Below are 16,682 nucleotides of genomic sequence, written 5' to 3' on the forward strand. Positions count from 1 at the left end.
TTTGACACGATCATTTATTTTGACATTATCTTCTATAAAGGGGAATCGAATCATGATGGAGACAACTCAGAACGGTCTCAAGCGTTCTATGAAAAGCCGCCACTTGTTTATGATTGCACTTGGCGGAGTACTTGGAACGGGCTTCTTTAACATGTCAGGGTATGCCATCCAAACAGCGGGTCCACTTGGGTCTGTATTGGCATATCTAATTGGCGGACTCATTATGTATTTTGTGATGTTGTGCTTGGGTGAATTATCGGTAGCGATGCCTACAGCAGGCTCCTTTCAAGAGTACTCAACCCGCTTTATCGGTCCATCTCATGGATTCGTAGTGGGCTGGCTATATTGGTTAGGTTGGGCGGCCACAGTGGCCCTAGAGCTTGTTATGATTGGCGGAGCTATGCAACGTTGGTTTCCAGATATTCATATTGTAGTCTGGTCCATTTTATTTGGATCTGTGATGTTTTTAGTAAATGCATTCTCAGGACGTAGTTTTGCCGAAGCGGAGTTTTGGTTTGCAAGTATCAAGATCTCTGCGGTGGTATTATTTATTCTCATTGGTGGAGCGGCTATATTTGGTTTGATCGATATAAAAAGCGCAAGTTCAGCCCCATTATTCTCTAATTTTACAAAAGATGGACTTTTCCCAACGGGAATCGGTTCTATCTTTGTTACGATGCTCGCCGTAAACTTTGCCTTCCAAGGAACGGAGTTAATTGGGGTCGCAGCAGGAGAATCGAAAGATCCAGAACGTGTTATTCCACGCGCGATTCGTCAAACTGTCTGGCGCACGATCTTATTCTTTGGCCTTGCGATGACCGTATTAAATGCTATCGTACCGTTTAAGCAAGCTGGCGTACTCGAAAGTCCATTTGTTTTTGCACTCGAACAAATCGGTGTTCCTTATGCCGCGGACATTATGAATGCAGTCGTATTAATTGCTCTACTTTCCGTAGCCAACTCAGGGTTATATGCAGCAAGCCGTATGTTATACTCTTTGTCGGGTAACAAAATGGCGCCAAAAGCACTTGGAAAGGTTAATGCTTCCGGAGTACCATTCATTGCTCTATTAATCAGTTTTGCAGTGGCGGCGCTCTCTTTCCTAACCTACTTCTTACCATCTGATAAAGTATATCAAGGCTTGATGAATATTGCGGGTATGACTGCTATCCTTTCTTGGATCATGATCTGTGCATCTCAATTCTTTTTCCGCCGTAAATATCTTGCGCAGGGTGGAAAAGTGGAGAATTTAAAATATCGTACACCGTTGTATCCTTTTGTACCGATCTTCGGCTTCATTTGTTGTGTAACGGTATTTGTAAGTAACTGGTTTGATGAGGCTACCAGGATCTATGTGGAGTATGGTGTGCCTGCTGTGCTAGCGATGTACCTCGTTTACTTCTTGTTTATGAGAAAGAATGGCGAGGAAATCAAAAAGCAGAAAGCGGATTTCATGTCGATTATTAATATACAGAGAAAAGAAAAGGCATAATCCGATAAGACGAAAAACCCTGCTGTTGGCTGTTGCAGGGTTTTCTTTCGTTTTAGGAAAAATATATATTGATAAATAAAGGAGTTCTCTATATTGAGGCTCTTTTTTCATGTTTGTGATTCGGCCTCAATGGAGAAGATTGAGATGAAGAGATTTGATTAGGAGGAATGAAAGGCATGAGAAAGAAGTGGGCGATTGGTTTCTTCGTTTTCGTGTTATCCTTATCGATTAGAGTAGACGTGTTTGCAGCAACATCCTTTGTTGGAGATACACATCATGGTTCCTGGTATTCTGATAATCCAGAGAATCAGGGGGCATTTGGACCTATGAATACAACGTACTCAAAGTTGCGTTGGAATATCTATAAAAATGATCCTAGTAGTTCTGCGGGACTCTGCATGAAGGTACAGCAACAAAAAAACGGTATTTGGTATGATACCAAGGATAAAAAATGTGGGACAAATATTACCATCACCCATAGGGCGTACGAAAATACCCAATACAGGATTAAAGTAACTCCTTCTTTTGGGGGCACTCAGTTTCAGGGATCTGTAGAAGAAGTTAGATAGTTTTTTAAAGGGGCTAGGCTAGCCTTCCATGTGATGAATAGTGTTGGACATGCTGAAGTGAGGGTCTCTAATGGGGCTCCTTCTTTATGTAAAGGAGAGGTTACTCACAGGTGAATTCCTAAAAGGGGCCTTCCTAGAAGAGGTTCCTTTTTGTATATATAATGGTATTCACTTGAGTATTTTTCTCTGTTGACAGTTCTTTTTCTCACCACTATAATATTGATTAGCCAAGGAAACTAGTTGTAGAAGGGGTATTTTTGTGGAAGAATATTCTATTACCATCCCTCCTAATACGAGGGCCCGTTTAGGGGAAGTGCTATTACAAATATCTGACGATGTTCTAGATGCGATAAATGTTACGCTGAAAGAATTCCAGATATCTGAAAGTAAATTTGCTTTGCTCATGCTACTGTTCAATACGAGAGTAGATCAGCCATTACAGCCGTCGGAAATTGCGGATTATCTGGGCATCAGGCGAGCATCTGTAACCAAACAGCTAATTTGGTTAGAAGAACATCGGTTGATTACCAGAACGATCATTCCCGAGGATCAAAGAAGGGTTCATGTTACGATAACCGAAGAAGGGTTTCGTCTTCTCAACCTTGCTTTACCTCACTATTGGCAGACTTGCGCGAACCTCACTAACAATTTAACAGAAGAAGAGGCTACTCGGTTGCTGAAATTACTAATCAAAATGGATATATAATTTTTTTACCCTATTGATTAGCTTGGCTAATTATATAAACAAAAGGTGGAGTCTATATGAAAATGACAGGAAACACAATCCTCATTACTGGCGGAGGATCTGGGATCGGGTTGGCTTTTGCAGAACGTTTTATCAAGATGGGGAACAGAGTACTAATCTGCGGTAGACGTGAAAGCGCTCTGCAAAAAGCGAAAGAGCGATTTTCAAGTCTCATTACGTATACATGTGATTTGACGATTGAATCTGAGCGGATTGCACTATTTGATTGGGTCGTAAAGAATCATCCAGATGTAAATGTACTAGTCAACAATGCCGGAATCCTACAGCGCTTCAATGTGTTAACAGCAGACGCGAAGGATAATTGGAGCCACTACAATCAAGAAATTACAGCAAATCTGGAGGCTCCTATCCACCTTACTATGTTGTTCGCACCATTTCTTGCTGAAAAAGGAGAAGCGACGATTATTAATGTGTCATCTGGGCTAGCTTTTACCCCATTAGCTGTTACTCCCATTTATTCAGCTACTAAAGCGGCAATCCATTCTTTTACGATGAGCCTCAGGCACCAGCTCTCTGATACATCTGTAGAAGTGATTGAAGTCGTTCCACCAGCAGTTGCTACTGATTTAGGTGGGGAATGGCTTCGTACACATGTAGAACCATTACACGATTTTGCAGACGGTATTTTCAAAGGTTTGGGGGTAGGGGAAGTGGAAATAGGATATAGTACTTCCGCAGAACGTTTGCGCATGTCACGAGATCAATTAGACGGGTATGCAGAAAAAATGTACCATGCTATGAAAGGTTCTATTGCTTAGCTATCACACAATCCCCCCTTTGGTTTTTGTTGGCTGTACTTTGTACTAATGGTGTTGATTACAAATTGAAAATTACGATAGATAAAAGGAGTAGTTTGAAATGTATAAGGGCATGACAACGAACTTGATGGTGGAGAGTGTAGAGGAAGCATTAGCATTTTATCGGGAGATCTTAGGGTTTTCGCTTGTTACATCTGTGCCAAATGATAATGGACAGTTGCAGTTTGCTATTCTACAGAAGGACAAGCTTAGTTTAATGATTCAACAACGAGCAAGCTTGATTCAAGAATATCCGATTTTGGATGCCCCAAGAGTACAGCCGTCAGTAAGCCTGTATATAGACGTGGATGATTTTGAGCAGCTTTATATGGAGCTGAAAGGGAGATGTCACGTCCTCTATGAACCGCATACAACATTCTACGGGGCAACTGAGTTTGCGATTGCGGATAATAATGGATATGTACTTACGTTTGCGAAAGCGTAATGAGAGCGAGGTTCCCCCGACTTGTAGAATGGGTAGAATCTCGCTCTCTATTTTTTAATCATCCATACATCTTGCGCTATTTGATTGATTAGGTAGCTACTTAGTCTCTATATTTAGATACATCCCATACTTTTTTCGTATTCCTATCGTATAGAACAGCGGTCTTGGGTTTGATTTTCTCACCGTTATAGTCAAAATCTCTATTAGAATAGTTCACAATTACCTTCATATCTTCTCCAAACTCGGTGCTTTGCACTAAACGGTCTTCGGATAAAGTTTGGAATCGAGTCATTGGTTTTGTAACCGCTTTTTTATGAAACGCAGACCATGCGTTTGTATAGGACGTAATCATATTTTTGTTTTTACTCCATGTATTCTGATCCAGATGATAAAGCGGTGGAATATTATACAGTAATTCGTTAAGCATGCGGTTTCCGACCTCATTTTTTATTTTGAGGCTTCCCCACTCCCAATGATGGCTTGTAATAACAGAATCATTATAGACTAATTTATACAAAGGAAGTGAATACACAGGATCGATGTAAATAGAACGATATTGTGATTTAATGGGTATTGATTTGCTATACCTTTCAGGAATAGAGCCGTCCGGTGACCAGTATGCTCCTACATAGTAGGGGCTTGTTTTATTTTCTCGCATGTCTGGATCACCCCATTTGATCACAGGCGTTTCAATGCCATGTGCATATGAAATGACACTACTAGCAAAATCATTGCCGCCTTCTGATCCAATTACCATTTGTTTTTCGTCTCGAATATAGCTCATTCTCTGCAATCTTGCTTTCATATCTTGTTCTTGTGTCGTAATGTGATTGGGTGAGTAATCATCAAATACTTCGCCAGTCGCATCGCAATCGATAAACCAAGAATTAAAGGGAATGCCATTTTTTAAGATTCCTGCTACCCGTTTCTTTACACTCGGTAATGATAGAGTTGGATTCAGCTTTCTCCCCTTCCCTAAAAATCCACTTTCTTTTTGGCCATTTTTCTTTGTAATGGTTGCCTGTTCGTATAAACTAGGATCATCAAAAGAAGCTGTATTCCAGTCCACGTTTTTCTTATCGTGAATCGAGTGATAGGAATCGTATGGACCCACTAGATATCCAGATTGATTCGCTTTTTGAACTAAATCTGGGTTCATTAATCCGTTTGCCCAGTTTTGCAAGCCGATCCAAGCATGTTTGATTCCGGAGCTCTTCATATCTTGGATCATGTCTGTGTCCTTTTTTCCCCATTCTTCGATTTCATCGATGGAATCGGTTAAGACACTTTTCAGTAGCTTTTTATTCAATCTGTATAACTCTTGTTCGCTTAAGTGGCTAATCCCGTTTTGAATTAATTTCGTTGACTCTTCATCTACATTTTGAAAAATATCTTTGTTATAAAGTTGCTCAAGCTTCAAAATGATATTAAGTGAACGTACAATCGTATTTTTTTGAGCTTGGTCCATATAATTTTGGTTCTTTATTTGATTGATTGTTTTCATAAATTCAGTAGAACCATCTTGTGTATATTGTTTTAAGAGTTGTTCGATCCAAGAAATCAATGGATCCGTTAGTTTGGTTTTTAACTTCCCAAAATTGATATTTTCTTTCGTGAAGGCATGGTCATTCCATAAATAAAAATGAGGAGCTCCATACAGTTTTTCGATATTTGGATTTTCTTTTGCTTTCTCTTGAAGTGTTTTAAACTGACCCATTTCTTTAACATAATTTTTATAAACTTGAGCAATCTCTACAGGATTGTTTTCTGTTACATATAGACGGAAACCATATTCCTTCTTGGGGTTAATAGAAGGAAACTCATGAACAAAACTAAATTTAATTTGGTCTTTGGCTTGGAAGCGAATGGTATCATTAAACATACTTTCCGCGATGTACACTATTGAATACTTCTTGTTATTTAGTGCAAAGAATCTCATTGAAAAATTGGATGAAAATGACATTTCTTTCTCATCTTTGAGATACTCTTTCCAACTCTGGTCATTACTTGGAATATATTTTCCTTCACCTAGAGGTAACGTGTAGTGATCTGCACTAACTCTTGGCCACTCGAACTCAGTAGCTCCCGTGGAGGTTAATTTAATATCCAGATAATGATCCTTTTTTTCAATTTTGAAATCTATTTTACTATCTGGATAACTCCAAGTAATGGACTGGCTTGTCTTTTTTAGATTCGCAACTTTCTGCTTTGGTAAAGGAAGAGATGCACTTTCCTTCACCCCATCTTTGTTGATAAAAATCTCGCCTGTTTCTGGGTTTGCATCAAATCCAAAGTCCCGATATTGGAAATCAAAAGGATGATTGATTGTTGCGCTTACTGTATTAATTTTTGTGTAATAGATAGTAACGCTTGTAATAACAAGTGAAAGGATCACCATAGGAATGATCAAACGTTGTATCTTCTGCTTCATGTTGAAATCTCCTCCAGTTGGTATCACTATAAAACCCCAATGTGACATCACTGTTACACACCATAAAAAAATCTTGCTAAAACTCTTAGTAACCCTTTGAAGTATCGTGATCCATAATAAAGAGAACTTGATTCCTAGATCGACTGGAAACCAAGTTCTCTTTATTATGATGGCTCAAGCTTTTGGGAAATAGATGTAAAATTGAATGGTCTTATCGGATAGTTTGACCCCATACTCTATTTGATGACGTTGTAAAATAGATTGAACGATTGCCAATCCAAGCCCTGTTCCTGATTTATCTTTGTTACGAGAGAATTCGCCTACGTAAAAAGGTTCCCAGATTCGGGTGATATCCGTTGGATTTGGCAGGCTAGTTTGATTTTCTATTGTGAAAAGAACATGATCATTTATTTCATCCAATTTGATGTGAATCGTTGATCCTTCTGTGTATTTGATAGCATTGCTTACTAGATTGTTTATTACTTTTTCGATTTTACTAGGATCAGCGTAAGCTCGAATGGATGGATTGATTTTTTTGTGGATATCTAGACAGATTTGTTTTTGTTTCATTTCGATCTGATACTTCTCCAAACAAGAGTGGACAAGTGAGATTAAGTCAAAATCCGTCTTTTTTAATTCTTCCTGCTCAACTCTTGAAAACTCCAATAGCTCATCAATCAAGGAGGATACGTTATCGATTTGCCTTAAAACCGTCTGAAGATACGTACCATCGTCCAGCCCATCTTGAATTCCTACAGAGTATGCTTTCATTAAAGACAATGGAGTTTTCAATTCATGTGTAATATCTGACATAAACCGTTTTAGATTTTGATTTTTCCTTTTCAAGTCATTGTGGGCTGTTTTTAATTCATCACTCATTTTGTTAATGCTATCAGCCAATTCTTCTATCTCATCATCTGTTTTTATATTCACTTTTTTGAAATCGAGACGAGAAATATCTTGTGAAATATCCGTTAATACCTTCAAAGGATTCGTAATCTTTCGTGACCATATCCAAACTAAAAAGAGTAGCGTCGAAATCGCAAATCCAAAAGTGTAAATCATAAAGGTGTTAATTACCTCAGCCGCTTCTCTGAAATGAACAATCGAAACACCTACAACCATAATCAAATTGTCCTTCTCGATCAAGCTTGTCGAAAAACTCGACTTTAGCTTTCCTTGATCATACAATACATACTGATTTTGTCCTTCTTTTACCTTTTGTAAGGTATCCTTGGTAATCCAAAATCGATTTAGATTGATTTTTTTCTTTGCTAGCTTTTCGCGCAGTTGCCAATTCAGATCATCTTCATTATCTAGAATCTTTTCATATACAATGGTTACATTATATTTCTCTTCCAGGTTATGAATGAATCCCTCTAAATGTGGAGTAGGAGTCGTTTCTATTTCATGTGCAACGGCTTGTAACTCTTTTTTAATCTGGTACTTATAGTACTGGGGTAGAAGAAAGTAGTTAGTCAACATAGAGAGCGTAAAAAGTAAAAGAATAGAAATAGAAATGGTAATAGCTAATTTTCTGCCGAGTCTATTCATACGCATTCTCCAAGCTATACCCTAGCCCTCGATGAGTTCTAATGAGATTGGAGCCAATTTTTTCTCTTAATCTTCTTACATGTGTATCAACAGTCCGCTCATCCCCTACATAATCCATTCCCCAGACGAGATCTAATAGATCTTTTCGAGTCAAGATCTGCCCTTTGTTTCGTAAAAAGCAACCAATCAAATCTAATTCTTTTTTCGTTGCTCGTACATCTTGCTCTGCTTTATATATTTTCTTTGCCTGAAAATCAACTTTTATATCTCCAATGTACGCTACTTTATCTTCTTGCATTAGCTTCTTAGCTCTCATCAATAAGATCCCAGGATGAAAGGGCTTCTTTATGTAATCATCTGCTCCTATATCTAGTGCGATTAACTCGTCTTCGTCTTCACTTTTAGCGGTTAGCATTAAAACTTTCACATGACTATTCTTTTTAATCTCTTTACATACGCTTAAACCACTAATGTGCGGCATCATCCAATCTAAAACAACCAAGTCAATTTTGTTACTGTAAAAAATGTCGATTGCTTGTTCTCCATCTTCAGCGAGAAACACAGGGTATCCTTCACGCTCAAAGTAAGCTTTCAAGATTTTTAACATGTCTTTTTCATCATCTACGATTAAAACGTTCATAGTTCCTCCGTGACTTTTAGTTTAGTTTCTAAGAAGTGTATCCGAATCTAGAAAGCAGGATACCTACCCCAATCTGCAACGAATCGAAAAATAATTGTGCTTTTGTTGTACTCATAGACTATCAATAAGGATCACGACATTTCCGTGTCTTCTGTCGTGACCCTTTCTAGCATTTTACATACAATAATACAATTATGATAGACCTTACTAGTCTGTGTTTAGTAGATCATATTTAAAGATTAAATATAAAAGGAATGGACACAAGGAGGCTTAAAACGATGTCACAAGCAAATATTCCTAATATCTCACCCAATATTTCGATTACGAGAGAAGATGCGATCAATCTGTTATTGTCATCTATTGCATTAGAGGAGTTAGGTCTGAGTCACATTATTAATGCGGAAGGAGAAAAACTTCAATATGTTCTAGGAACTCTTCCGGGAGTGTCAACAACCTTCCAACCTTCGATTACTGATCTACTTACAATTAATGAAAGCGTTCGCGACACCATTAATGTAATCGGAAAGAAAGAATGGATTCTAAATGAGAAGTTGGAAAATGTGTTGAGCACAGATGTTACGAGGGGGCCAACGGGACCTCAAGGACCAGTAGGAGTCACGGGGTCATCGGGAGGACCTCCTGGACCTCAGGGAGCTACAGGCCCACAAGGTCCATCAGGGTCGATTGGAGAAAGTGGAGTCACAGGGGCTACGGGAGCTCAAGGACCGACGGGGCCACAAGGGCCTACAGGAGCTTTTACTACAGGTGATTTCTTATTTTTGATTCAGGGAAACTCAGGTGCAAGTGGAAGTATTCCACTCGGTTTTGGAGATACACTAAACTTTCTATCCGATACGTTAGAAATAACAGTAACATCCGGTTCCGCCATTGTGAGGCTAGAGGTTCCTACTGGATCTAATGGGCCCACCGGTCCACAAGGAGCCACAGGCCCACAAGGAGCCACAGGCCCACAGGGAGCGACTGGTCCACAAGGAGCCACAGGCCCACAGGGAGCCACAGGCCCACAAGGGGATACTGGTCCACAAGGGGATACTGGTCCACAGGGGGATACCGGTCCACAAGGGGATACCGGTCCACAAGGGGATACCGGTCCACAAGGGGATACCGGTCCACAAGGGGATACCGGCCCACAAGGGGATACCGGTCCACAAGGGGATACCGGCCCACAAGGAGCCACAGGCCCACAAGGAGCCACAGGCCCACAAGGAGCCACAGGCCCGACAGGGACCTTTACGGATACGTCAGTGATTTATGTATCGAATGGTAATTCTAATAGTGTTTCTGTGATAAATGGAAATACAAACACGATACTTGCTACGGTTACAGTAGGGATTAACCCGTTCGGTATAGGTGTAAACGCAGTGACAAATCGGATCTATGTAGGAGGGATTTTTTCTCATAATGTCTCTGTGATAAATGGCAATACAAATGTTAGAATTGCTACAGTTACAGTAGGGATTAACCCATCCGGTATAGGTGTAAACACAGTGACAAATCGGATATATGTGGCGAATAGTACTTCTAATAATGTCTCAGTCATAGATGGAAATACAAATAATGTACTTGCTACCATTACAGTGGGAAGAAACCCATCCGGTATAGGCGTAAATCCAGGTACAAATCAGATCTATGTAGCGAATTTTCTTTCTCATAATGTCTCAGTTATAAATGGAAACTCAAATACGATACTTGCTACAGTTACAGTTGGGGTTGGGGGGCCATTGGATGTAGGTATAAATCCAGGTACCAATCAGGTCTACGTAGCGAATAATGCTACTAATAATGTCTCAGTCATAAATGGAAATGGAAATACCTTAAGTGCTACAGTACCAGTAGGGAATGGCCCGATAGGTGTAGGAGTAAATCTAGGTACCAATCAGATTTATGTGGGAAATACGAATTCTAATAATGTATCTGTCATCAACGGAAATACGAATACGATACTTGCTACGGTTCCAGTGGGGAGAGGACCATTTGGGGTCGGCGTAAACTCAGTGGCACATCGGATCTATGTAGCGAATAGTAATTCTAACAATATCTCTGTCATAGACGGAAATACAAATACGATACTTGCTACCATTACAGTAGGGCTTCAACCACAAGGGGTGCGCGTAAGATTATAATATTTATCAGTTGTCTACAAATTATGAAGTACGAAGAAAAGCCATCCTTTGAGGTGGCTTTTAAGTTGTGGAAATAGGTTGGAATAAAAAAGTGGACTTCATTAACTAACGTCATAAGCCATGCTAATTAAGTGTTTTGCTCTTTCAATATCTGAATCACTTGTGATGGCAATTTCTAAGTTCCCAGTACCAAAATGTCCTATGTTCCTGACATCACGGGTAAAGCCGTTTTCTAAGGTGATCTGATCGGGATTTACTTTTATATATAGCAATATTCGGCCCGTTTGTGGGTGTATTTCAAGGCATACAAAGTTTTTAATCCGTTTAAATGCGATGTAATGCTTTAGGATTTTGATTTGTACATCATCTCCTAAGGCCATCATGTAAGCTTTTAATTCTTCATATCTATCTGTAATTTGGGTATTGGCTTGTTCCAAATAATCGGAAACGGTTTTAACTTTTACACTAACATTACGTTGAGTTTCTACATTTTCACTAATATACATGGTTTGTGCAGTAGTTGCATTCACTAATTCAAGCAATAGTAGACCGTCATCGTAATATTTGTAAACATATAGTTCGATGTTCCGATGAATCTGTTCTACTGCATGGCGATCAAATTTAGTAAAACCCCCTGCTATACACAATAGGCGTGGACTGCTCCACTCTATAGCATTTGATACTTCAGCACCATACTTACGCATAACCATTAACTCAAATTCTGCTTTATGATCGAGTAGCCAATCAAGGTAAAATAGGCCTTGTGTGACAACGTTTTCATTTACAGCCCGCTTATATTCGATAATGACGGGTGAATTGTTTTCGTCAATGCCTAACGTATCGATTCGGCCTGCATGTTTTTTGCCCGTACTATATTCTGTGGCTAGAAATCGTACCCCCAGAAAAGTGTCTAAATATTGTTCTAATATATTCTGCAATGACTTCTCAACTGTAACAGATCGTCCTGCTAGTTCTTCAGCAGAGTCATCGTAAATGCGGAATAGCTTAATATCGCTCAAATATATTCCCTCCTGATTATAAATAGTATATCATTCTTAACTATTATAATCTTCCCTCTTTAGAAAATCGATCACCAACCCTTTGAACCCTTCTTTGTGTTTAATGTGAAAGATTTATAGAGATTTTGTTGACATAGAATGAAATGTGATGTTATTATCAATGAAGTGGTTCGCGAGAGCGAATGGTTTATCTAAGATAATGTGCCGAAGTGGCGGAATGGCAGACGCGCGCGACTCAAAATCGCGTTCCGCGAGGAGTGTGGGTTCGAGTCCCACCTTCGGTACCAGTACTCATACATAAGCCACCTTACCTTTGTTATCCGATGCAGGGGTGGGGTGGCTTTTTTACGTTCTCTAGTTTTGTGTTAGATAACGATGTTCCCAGCCTTCTTCGAGTAGGATGGATATAATTTTGGCTACTTTTTTCGCATCTGCTATCGGGTCTGTAGGAGGGACTGAGGATTCTAGACCATGGTATTGGAGGACGTGCCCTAATTTTTTCATATGCTTTAGTCGATAAAACTTGCTGTAGTTATGTTTAATGGTGATAAAGCGCTTGGGAATCGGAAGTAGAACTTGAAGTCTCTTGCATTGGCGAACTAATTGTAGATGTCCATAGTATCCCCAAAATGCAGGGATTGTTTGATATTGAATAGTAAGTTTTCCGATGGCTTTCATGGCTTCTTGGTAAGGGATGCCTCTGTCCACTTCTTGTTGTTGAACATGGGTGAATTCGGTGCAAAATTGAGATAAGCGGGGGAATATCGTAGGTTGGATGTAGCAGTGGTATTTTTCGAGAATGCGCATACGATTCGTGTGTAGAATGATCGCTTGGATGCGTATGATTTCGGGGATAAATTGGGTAGGTGTTTGTCCGATAGGATAGCAGGTGGTTTTCACGTCGAGAACCATAAGGTTTTTCAAACGATTCCCTCCTCTCTAAAATAAATATTTGATAACTCAACATAAAAAATACGCTGGATACAGGGTAAATGCCTGCTATCCAGCGATAAAAAAATTGAATTTATTCCTGTGTAGGAGGTTTAGGAGCGATTACATTTTGTGACTTGGAATTTGACCCGATCCGTAGCACGTATTCAGTGATGGCCTTTAGGTTAGGCATACGGCCAATTTTGTCATTAGCGCTAGCCGAAGGGGTAGAGAAAGAGGAGTATTTTAAAATGGTACGGATATCAGTGGGGCTATATGTGAAGCCGTTATAGCCCGCTTTGGTGATCCCGTTTAGGGAAGCAGCAGCTCCTGCGATGATAGGCGAGGCACTAGATGTACCGCTAAAGGAGTGTGTATAGCTTGTATTTTGACCAACATTTCCAGTGGTCGTGGTGACGTTTTGTCCCCAACCATAACAATCAATGCGGCTTCCGTAATTAGAGAAAGATAATCGTGCATGAGGAGCAGAGGAAGAGGCTGCTCCTACCATGATGGCTCCGGAGTCCCGAAAGTTAACGTGGTTGCGATTCAAGATATATTTGCCCGCTTGATTGCGGAAGTTGTCTAGATTATTGGAGCCATTTCCGGCTGCTTCCACGACGGTTATCCCTTTGTTCGTTGCGAAACGGATCGCATCATAAACGGCGTCCTCTACTTCTACTGGTAAATAATTCGACATAGTTGGATAGGTGGTCTGGGCTTCTAAGAGTAAAACATCTCCTTTAGATAAATTCTGCGCAGCACTTAGGATGGCATCCGCGGTGCTATAGATAGAGTTGGTGCGCCACTGGGAGACGACTTTGGCTGTGGCATGAGGGACAATTCCAACTGTGCCGACTGTGTTATCTGTAGAGACTAACTCACCTAAAACACTGGTTCCATGACTATGAGAGGTTCGGCTTAGACCGGAGATAATGGAGATGTTTTGGGAGATGAGATCTTGATGGGATAGGTTCCATCCTTGCTCCAGATCGGCCACGGTAACATTCGTGCCGTCTCCGCCAGGGTGATTCCAAGCAAATTTAGCATCAATGCCGTTTGGAGCTGGATTGAGATAACCTTGATTAGGGGATAAGGGATCGTTGTTAGGGTTAACGGCTGGGGGAATGACAGGGATTCCCTCTACATAAGCAGTTTCGACGAACTGGGACTTGGCTAGTTGCTGAGCTAACTCATCGGGGTTTGAACCTTGGGGAACATCGACTACAAAGTAACGGAGGAGGTCTACTTGATCATCTGGCTTTTGACTCTTATTTGTTTGTTGTTGTATCGATTGAAGTTGCTTTGGATCCGTAGAGGTGAATAGTCTTTTTAACTTCAGATCTGAAGGTATGGATGATTTGTGCTCTTTATTAAGAGACTGTTCGGCGTTATCTTGATAAGGGAGTTGAAGGGAGGGCTTCACCTTCACAACGACTCTTAATTGGGCGATTGGTGTCGTTTCATTTTCTGTTTCAGCCGGTTTTTCTTCTGTCCATTTCCAAATAATAAACCAAGAAGTCAGAAAGATGATGAGGAAAACGGTAGCACTGATGACTGCCCATAACTTAGCTTTCTGTGAACACATTGAATTCCCACCTTTTGTTAAAGGATACCATGCAAAATATATCTTACAATATTGAGAAAATATTAAAAATATTCTCTTTAGTAAGAATTAACAGGTTGTCCCTTTTGTTCGAGTGGGTAAATTCGTATGGGGTAGTAACGGTTCCTTGTATCTAGTTTTCAAGTAGAGAGAGGCATTACTACCCTGTTTTTTTATTGGATCTTTCTTATTTAGTAAATAAATACACTTGGACTGATGTAGACGGGGGTACGCTCTTCTGTATATTTTCCGTTATCGGTGTAATTACGTTTGATATAGGAGTGTCTATGCTTTTGAAAAAAGATGGATAGGTCCAAATCGGTAATTACTTCTATTTTGCCTGAGTAATGTGTTCCTCTAGCGATAACGTTGTATAATTTTATTGCCCCGATACACTGTTGATCTGCCCACAATTCTAATTTTCGCTTTGATGCAAATTTTTTTAAGGTCCAGCTTCCAAACACAGATAGCTCAAACTTCCGCACAGCAAACCACCTCTAAGTAGTTAAACAATATGTAAAAAAACCCAAATACCAGAAAAAATTTCTAATATTTAATAAAATATACCTCGAATTTGAAATTTAGTCAAGTTTTTGAGGTAAAATTTTATGATATTACACCTTATTATTTTTTAGATCCCTTTATTTATTTCGCCTTGCTCATTATTTAATAAATCGATATAATAGTCCAATTGACTACTAGATGAGAAGGGGATGCGCATGATTCAAATTCAACAATGGTCACAGAAGCGGTTTTATATTTTGATTTGGATCGTAGCAGTGGCAGGTGTAACCCAAGGCATGTTGATTCCTCTATTAACTATTCTGCTCGAGAAGCAAGGTATGAGTGCAACTCAGAATGGTCTAGGAACCTCGATGTTGTATGTGGGTATGCTAATCATGACCCCGTTCTCTGCGAAAGTGGTTCGGAAGGTCGGATATCGTACAGCGATTGCGATCGGTTTATTAAGCGCGGCAACCTGTATGTTTTTATTCCCGTATGTGACGGGATTCTGGATCTGGATGTTGCTCCGAATGTTGGTAGGAGCTGGGGACAGCCTATTGCACTTTACAACTCAATTATGGATTACTTCTACGTGCCCTGATGATCAAAAAGGGAAGAGGATATCGTTATATGGATTTAGTTATAGTCTTGGATTTGGGATTGGGCCCTTGTTTTTAAAGTTGTTACCATTTGGACTTCATGTTCCATTTATGGCGGTTGGTTTATTAATGGCTATAACGGTACCTTTGATGATGCGTTTAGAAGGTGGACGCACCTCTTTCTTAAGTCAACCTGAAACGAGTAAAGAAAAATTACATCTTTCCGTGGTTTATCGAGTTGGACTGATCGCGCTTTGTCCACCTGTGCTATATGCTTTTTTGGAAACGGCACTCGCTGGGAATTTTCCAATCATTGGGCTTCGCTCGAACCTATCGGAAGATTCGATAGCCTATTTGATCGGTACATTTGTCTTGGGGAGTTTGCTGTTCCAAGTTCCGCTGGGGATATTAAGTCAAAAGTGGGGACGGAAGAATCTGCTGATGATGGTTTGTCTGATAGGTGGATTCGGGATGTTGATAATCCCATACTTGATGGGCTCAATGTTTGCACTCATCATCGCATTCGGGCTTGTTGGAGGATTAGTTGGTTCCCTCTTTTCTCTCGGATTAACATATTTAACCGACTTATTACCAAAGAGCTATCTACCACTAGGGAATGCCGTTGCAGGAATGCACTTTAGCTGTGGTTCGATCGCGGGCCCTTATCTAGGATCGCTCTTAATCCACGGTACTGGTGGAAATGGTTTATTTTATTTTCTCGGAGGAAGTTTGTTAGCCTTCGTGTTATTAGCAGTCGTGTATCCAGTTCGAAAAGCAATTCGATTTGAACAGAGCGCAAGTGTAGAGAAGCAAGCTAGTTAGAGGTAAGAGCCTGTCCCAAAATTGAAGTGAACCCAAAAAGTTAGACATGAAGATTTAAGCAGCCTGTAGGGTATGTGTTCGGTATTGAACCGGACTCATGCCCTTTAGTTTTATCTTCAATCGTTTGTGGTTGTAATAGTGAATATAATCCTCTAGCTCCTGTTTGAAATGATCCATACTCACAAATGTGTGAAGATAAAGCAACTCACTTTTGAGCAAACCAAAAAAGTTTTCTATGACGGCATTATCCAAGCAATTTCCCTTACGGGACATGCTCTGTGTAATTTCTCTTTGTTTCAAGGAATGTTGGTACTTCTTCATTTGATAATGCCAGCCTTGATCGGAGTGGAGGAGAGGAGCTTCG

15 protein-coding genes and 1 tRNA gene are annotated in these 16,682 nt (G+C 40.0%); 8 read left to right on the forward strand and 8 right to left on the reverse strand.

The annotated features are described in order from the left end of the window. Positions 1-52 precede the first annotated feature (52 nt). From BT147_RS08050 to BT147_RS08070, 5 genes are all read left to right on the forward strand, one after another. Positions 53-1,492 carry an amino acid permease gene (locus tag BT147_RS08050; RefSeq protein ID WP_083426463.1) on the forward strand — a complete coding sequence of 480 codons (1,440 nt, stop codon included), beginning with the start codon at positions 53-55 and terminating at the stop codon, positions 1,490-1,492. 176 nt (positions 1,493-1,668) lie between these two features. Continuing rightward, positions 1,669-2,061, forward strand: coding sequence for a hypothetical protein (locus BT147_RS08055; protein WP_072333370.1), 393 nt, complete (start codon positions 1,669-1,671; stop codon positions 2,059-2,061). A 259-nt stretch (positions 2,062-2,320) separates the two neighbouring features. Continuing rightward, entirely contained in the window at positions 2,321-2,767 is a 447-nt protein-coding gene (locus BT147_RS08060; protein WP_072333373.1) for a MarR family winged helix-turn-helix transcriptional regulator, read from the forward strand. A gap of 56 nt (positions 2,768-2,823) precedes the next feature. Continuing rightward, the gene (locus BT147_RS08065; RefSeq protein ID WP_072333375.1) at positions 2,824-3,585 is read left to right on the forward strand and encodes an SDR family oxidoreductase; all 762 of its coding nucleotides are present in this window, start codon (positions 2,824-2,826) and stop codon (positions 3,583-3,585) included. A 100-nt stretch (positions 3,586-3,685) separates the two neighbouring features. Further along, positions 3,686-4,069 carry a VOC family protein gene (locus BT147_RS08070; RefSeq protein WP_072333377.1) on the forward strand — a complete coding sequence of 128 codons (384 nt, stop codon included), beginning with the start codon at positions 3,686-3,688 and terminating at the stop codon, positions 4,067-4,069. Positions 4,070-4,169: 100 nt separating this feature from the next. On the opposite strand, the gene BT147_RS08075 is transcribed toward BT147_RS08070, so the two are convergent. The 3 genes from BT147_RS08075 to BT147_RS08085 form a co-directional block, all read right to left on the reverse strand. Further along, complete coding sequence (locus BT147_RS08075; protein WP_072333380.1) at positions 4,170-6,500, reverse strand: glycoside hydrolase; 2,331 nt, start codon at positions 6,498-6,500, stop codon at positions 4,170-4,172. Positions 6,501-6,674: 174 nt separating this feature from the next. Next, positions 6,675-8,054: a sensor histidine kinase gene (locus tag BT147_RS08080; RefSeq protein WP_072333383.1), complete on the reverse strand. Its 1,380-nt coding sequence runs from the start codon at positions 8,052-8,054 to the stop codon at positions 6,675-6,677. Beyond that, positions 8,047-8,694: a response regulator transcription factor gene (locus tag BT147_RS08085; RefSeq protein ID WP_072333386.1), complete on the reverse strand. Its 648-nt coding sequence runs from the start codon at positions 8,692-8,694 to the stop codon at positions 8,047-8,049. The genes BT147_RS08080 and BT147_RS08085 overlap by 8 nt, the downstream gene beginning before the upstream one ends. A 278-nt stretch (positions 8,695-8,972) precedes the next feature. On the opposite strand from BT147_RS08085, the gene BT147_RS08090 reads away from it, so the two are divergent. Beyond that, positions 8,973-10,838, forward strand: a complete 1,866-nt coding sequence (locus tag BT147_RS08090; RefSeq protein ID WP_083426464.1) for an alpha-helical endospore appendage domain-containing protein — start codon at positions 8,973-8,975, stop codon at positions 10,836-10,838. Between the two features lie 101 nt (positions 10,839-10,939). Here BT147_RS08090 and BT147_RS08095 read toward each other — a convergent pair whose 3' ends face one another. Then, positions 10,940-11,857, reverse strand: a complete 918-nt coding sequence (locus BT147_RS08095) for a DUF5655 domain-containing protein (RefSeq protein ID WP_072333388.1) — start codon at positions 11,855-11,857, stop codon at positions 10,940-10,942. A gap of 203 nt (positions 11,858-12,060) precedes the next feature. Here BT147_RS08095 and BT147_RS08100 point away from each other — a divergent pair. Further along, a tRNA-Leu gene (locus BT147_RS08100) sits at positions 12,061-12,144 on the forward strand. A gap of 67 nt (positions 12,145-12,211) precedes the next feature. Here BT147_RS08100 and BT147_RS08105 read toward each other — a convergent pair. From BT147_RS08105 to BT147_RS08115, 3 genes are all read right to left on the reverse strand, one after another. After that, the gene (locus tag BT147_RS08105) at positions 12,212-12,781 is read right to left on the reverse strand and encodes a 3'-5' exonuclease (protein WP_072333391.1); all 570 of its coding nucleotides are present in this window, start codon (positions 12,779-12,781) and stop codon (positions 12,212-12,214) included. Positions 12,782-12,881: 100 nt separating this feature from the next. Further along, positions 12,882-14,375, reverse strand: coding sequence for a S8 family peptidase (locus BT147_RS08110; protein WP_072333394.1), 1,494 nt, complete (start codon positions 14,373-14,375; stop codon positions 12,882-12,884). Between the two features lie 209 nt (positions 14,376-14,584). Then, on the reverse strand, positions 14,585-14,878 hold the full coding sequence (locus BT147_RS08115; protein WP_072333397.1) for a hypothetical protein: 294 nt from the start codon (positions 14,876-14,878) through the stop codon (positions 14,585-14,587). A gap of 234 nt (positions 14,879-15,112) precedes the next feature. Between BT147_RS08115 and BT147_RS08120 the strand changes: the two genes are divergently transcribed. Then, positions 15,113-16,318 carry an MFS transporter gene (locus BT147_RS08120; RefSeq protein ID WP_177239741.1) on the forward strand — a complete coding sequence of 402 codons (1,206 nt, stop codon included), beginning with the start codon at positions 15,113-15,115 and terminating at the stop codon, positions 16,316-16,318. Positions 16,319-16,372: 54 nt separating this feature from the next. On the opposite strand, the gene BT147_RS08125 is transcribed toward BT147_RS08120, so the two are convergent. Next, on the reverse strand, positions 16,373-16,682 hold a 310-nt coding region (locus BT147_RS08125), incomplete at its 5' end, for an IS3 family transposase (RefSeq protein WP_143187949.1).

It is taken from the genome of Thermoactinomyces sp. DSM 45891 (genome assembly GCF_900119485.1).
GTDB lineage: Bacteria > Bacillota > Bacilli > Thermoactinomycetales > Thermoactinomycetaceae > Baia.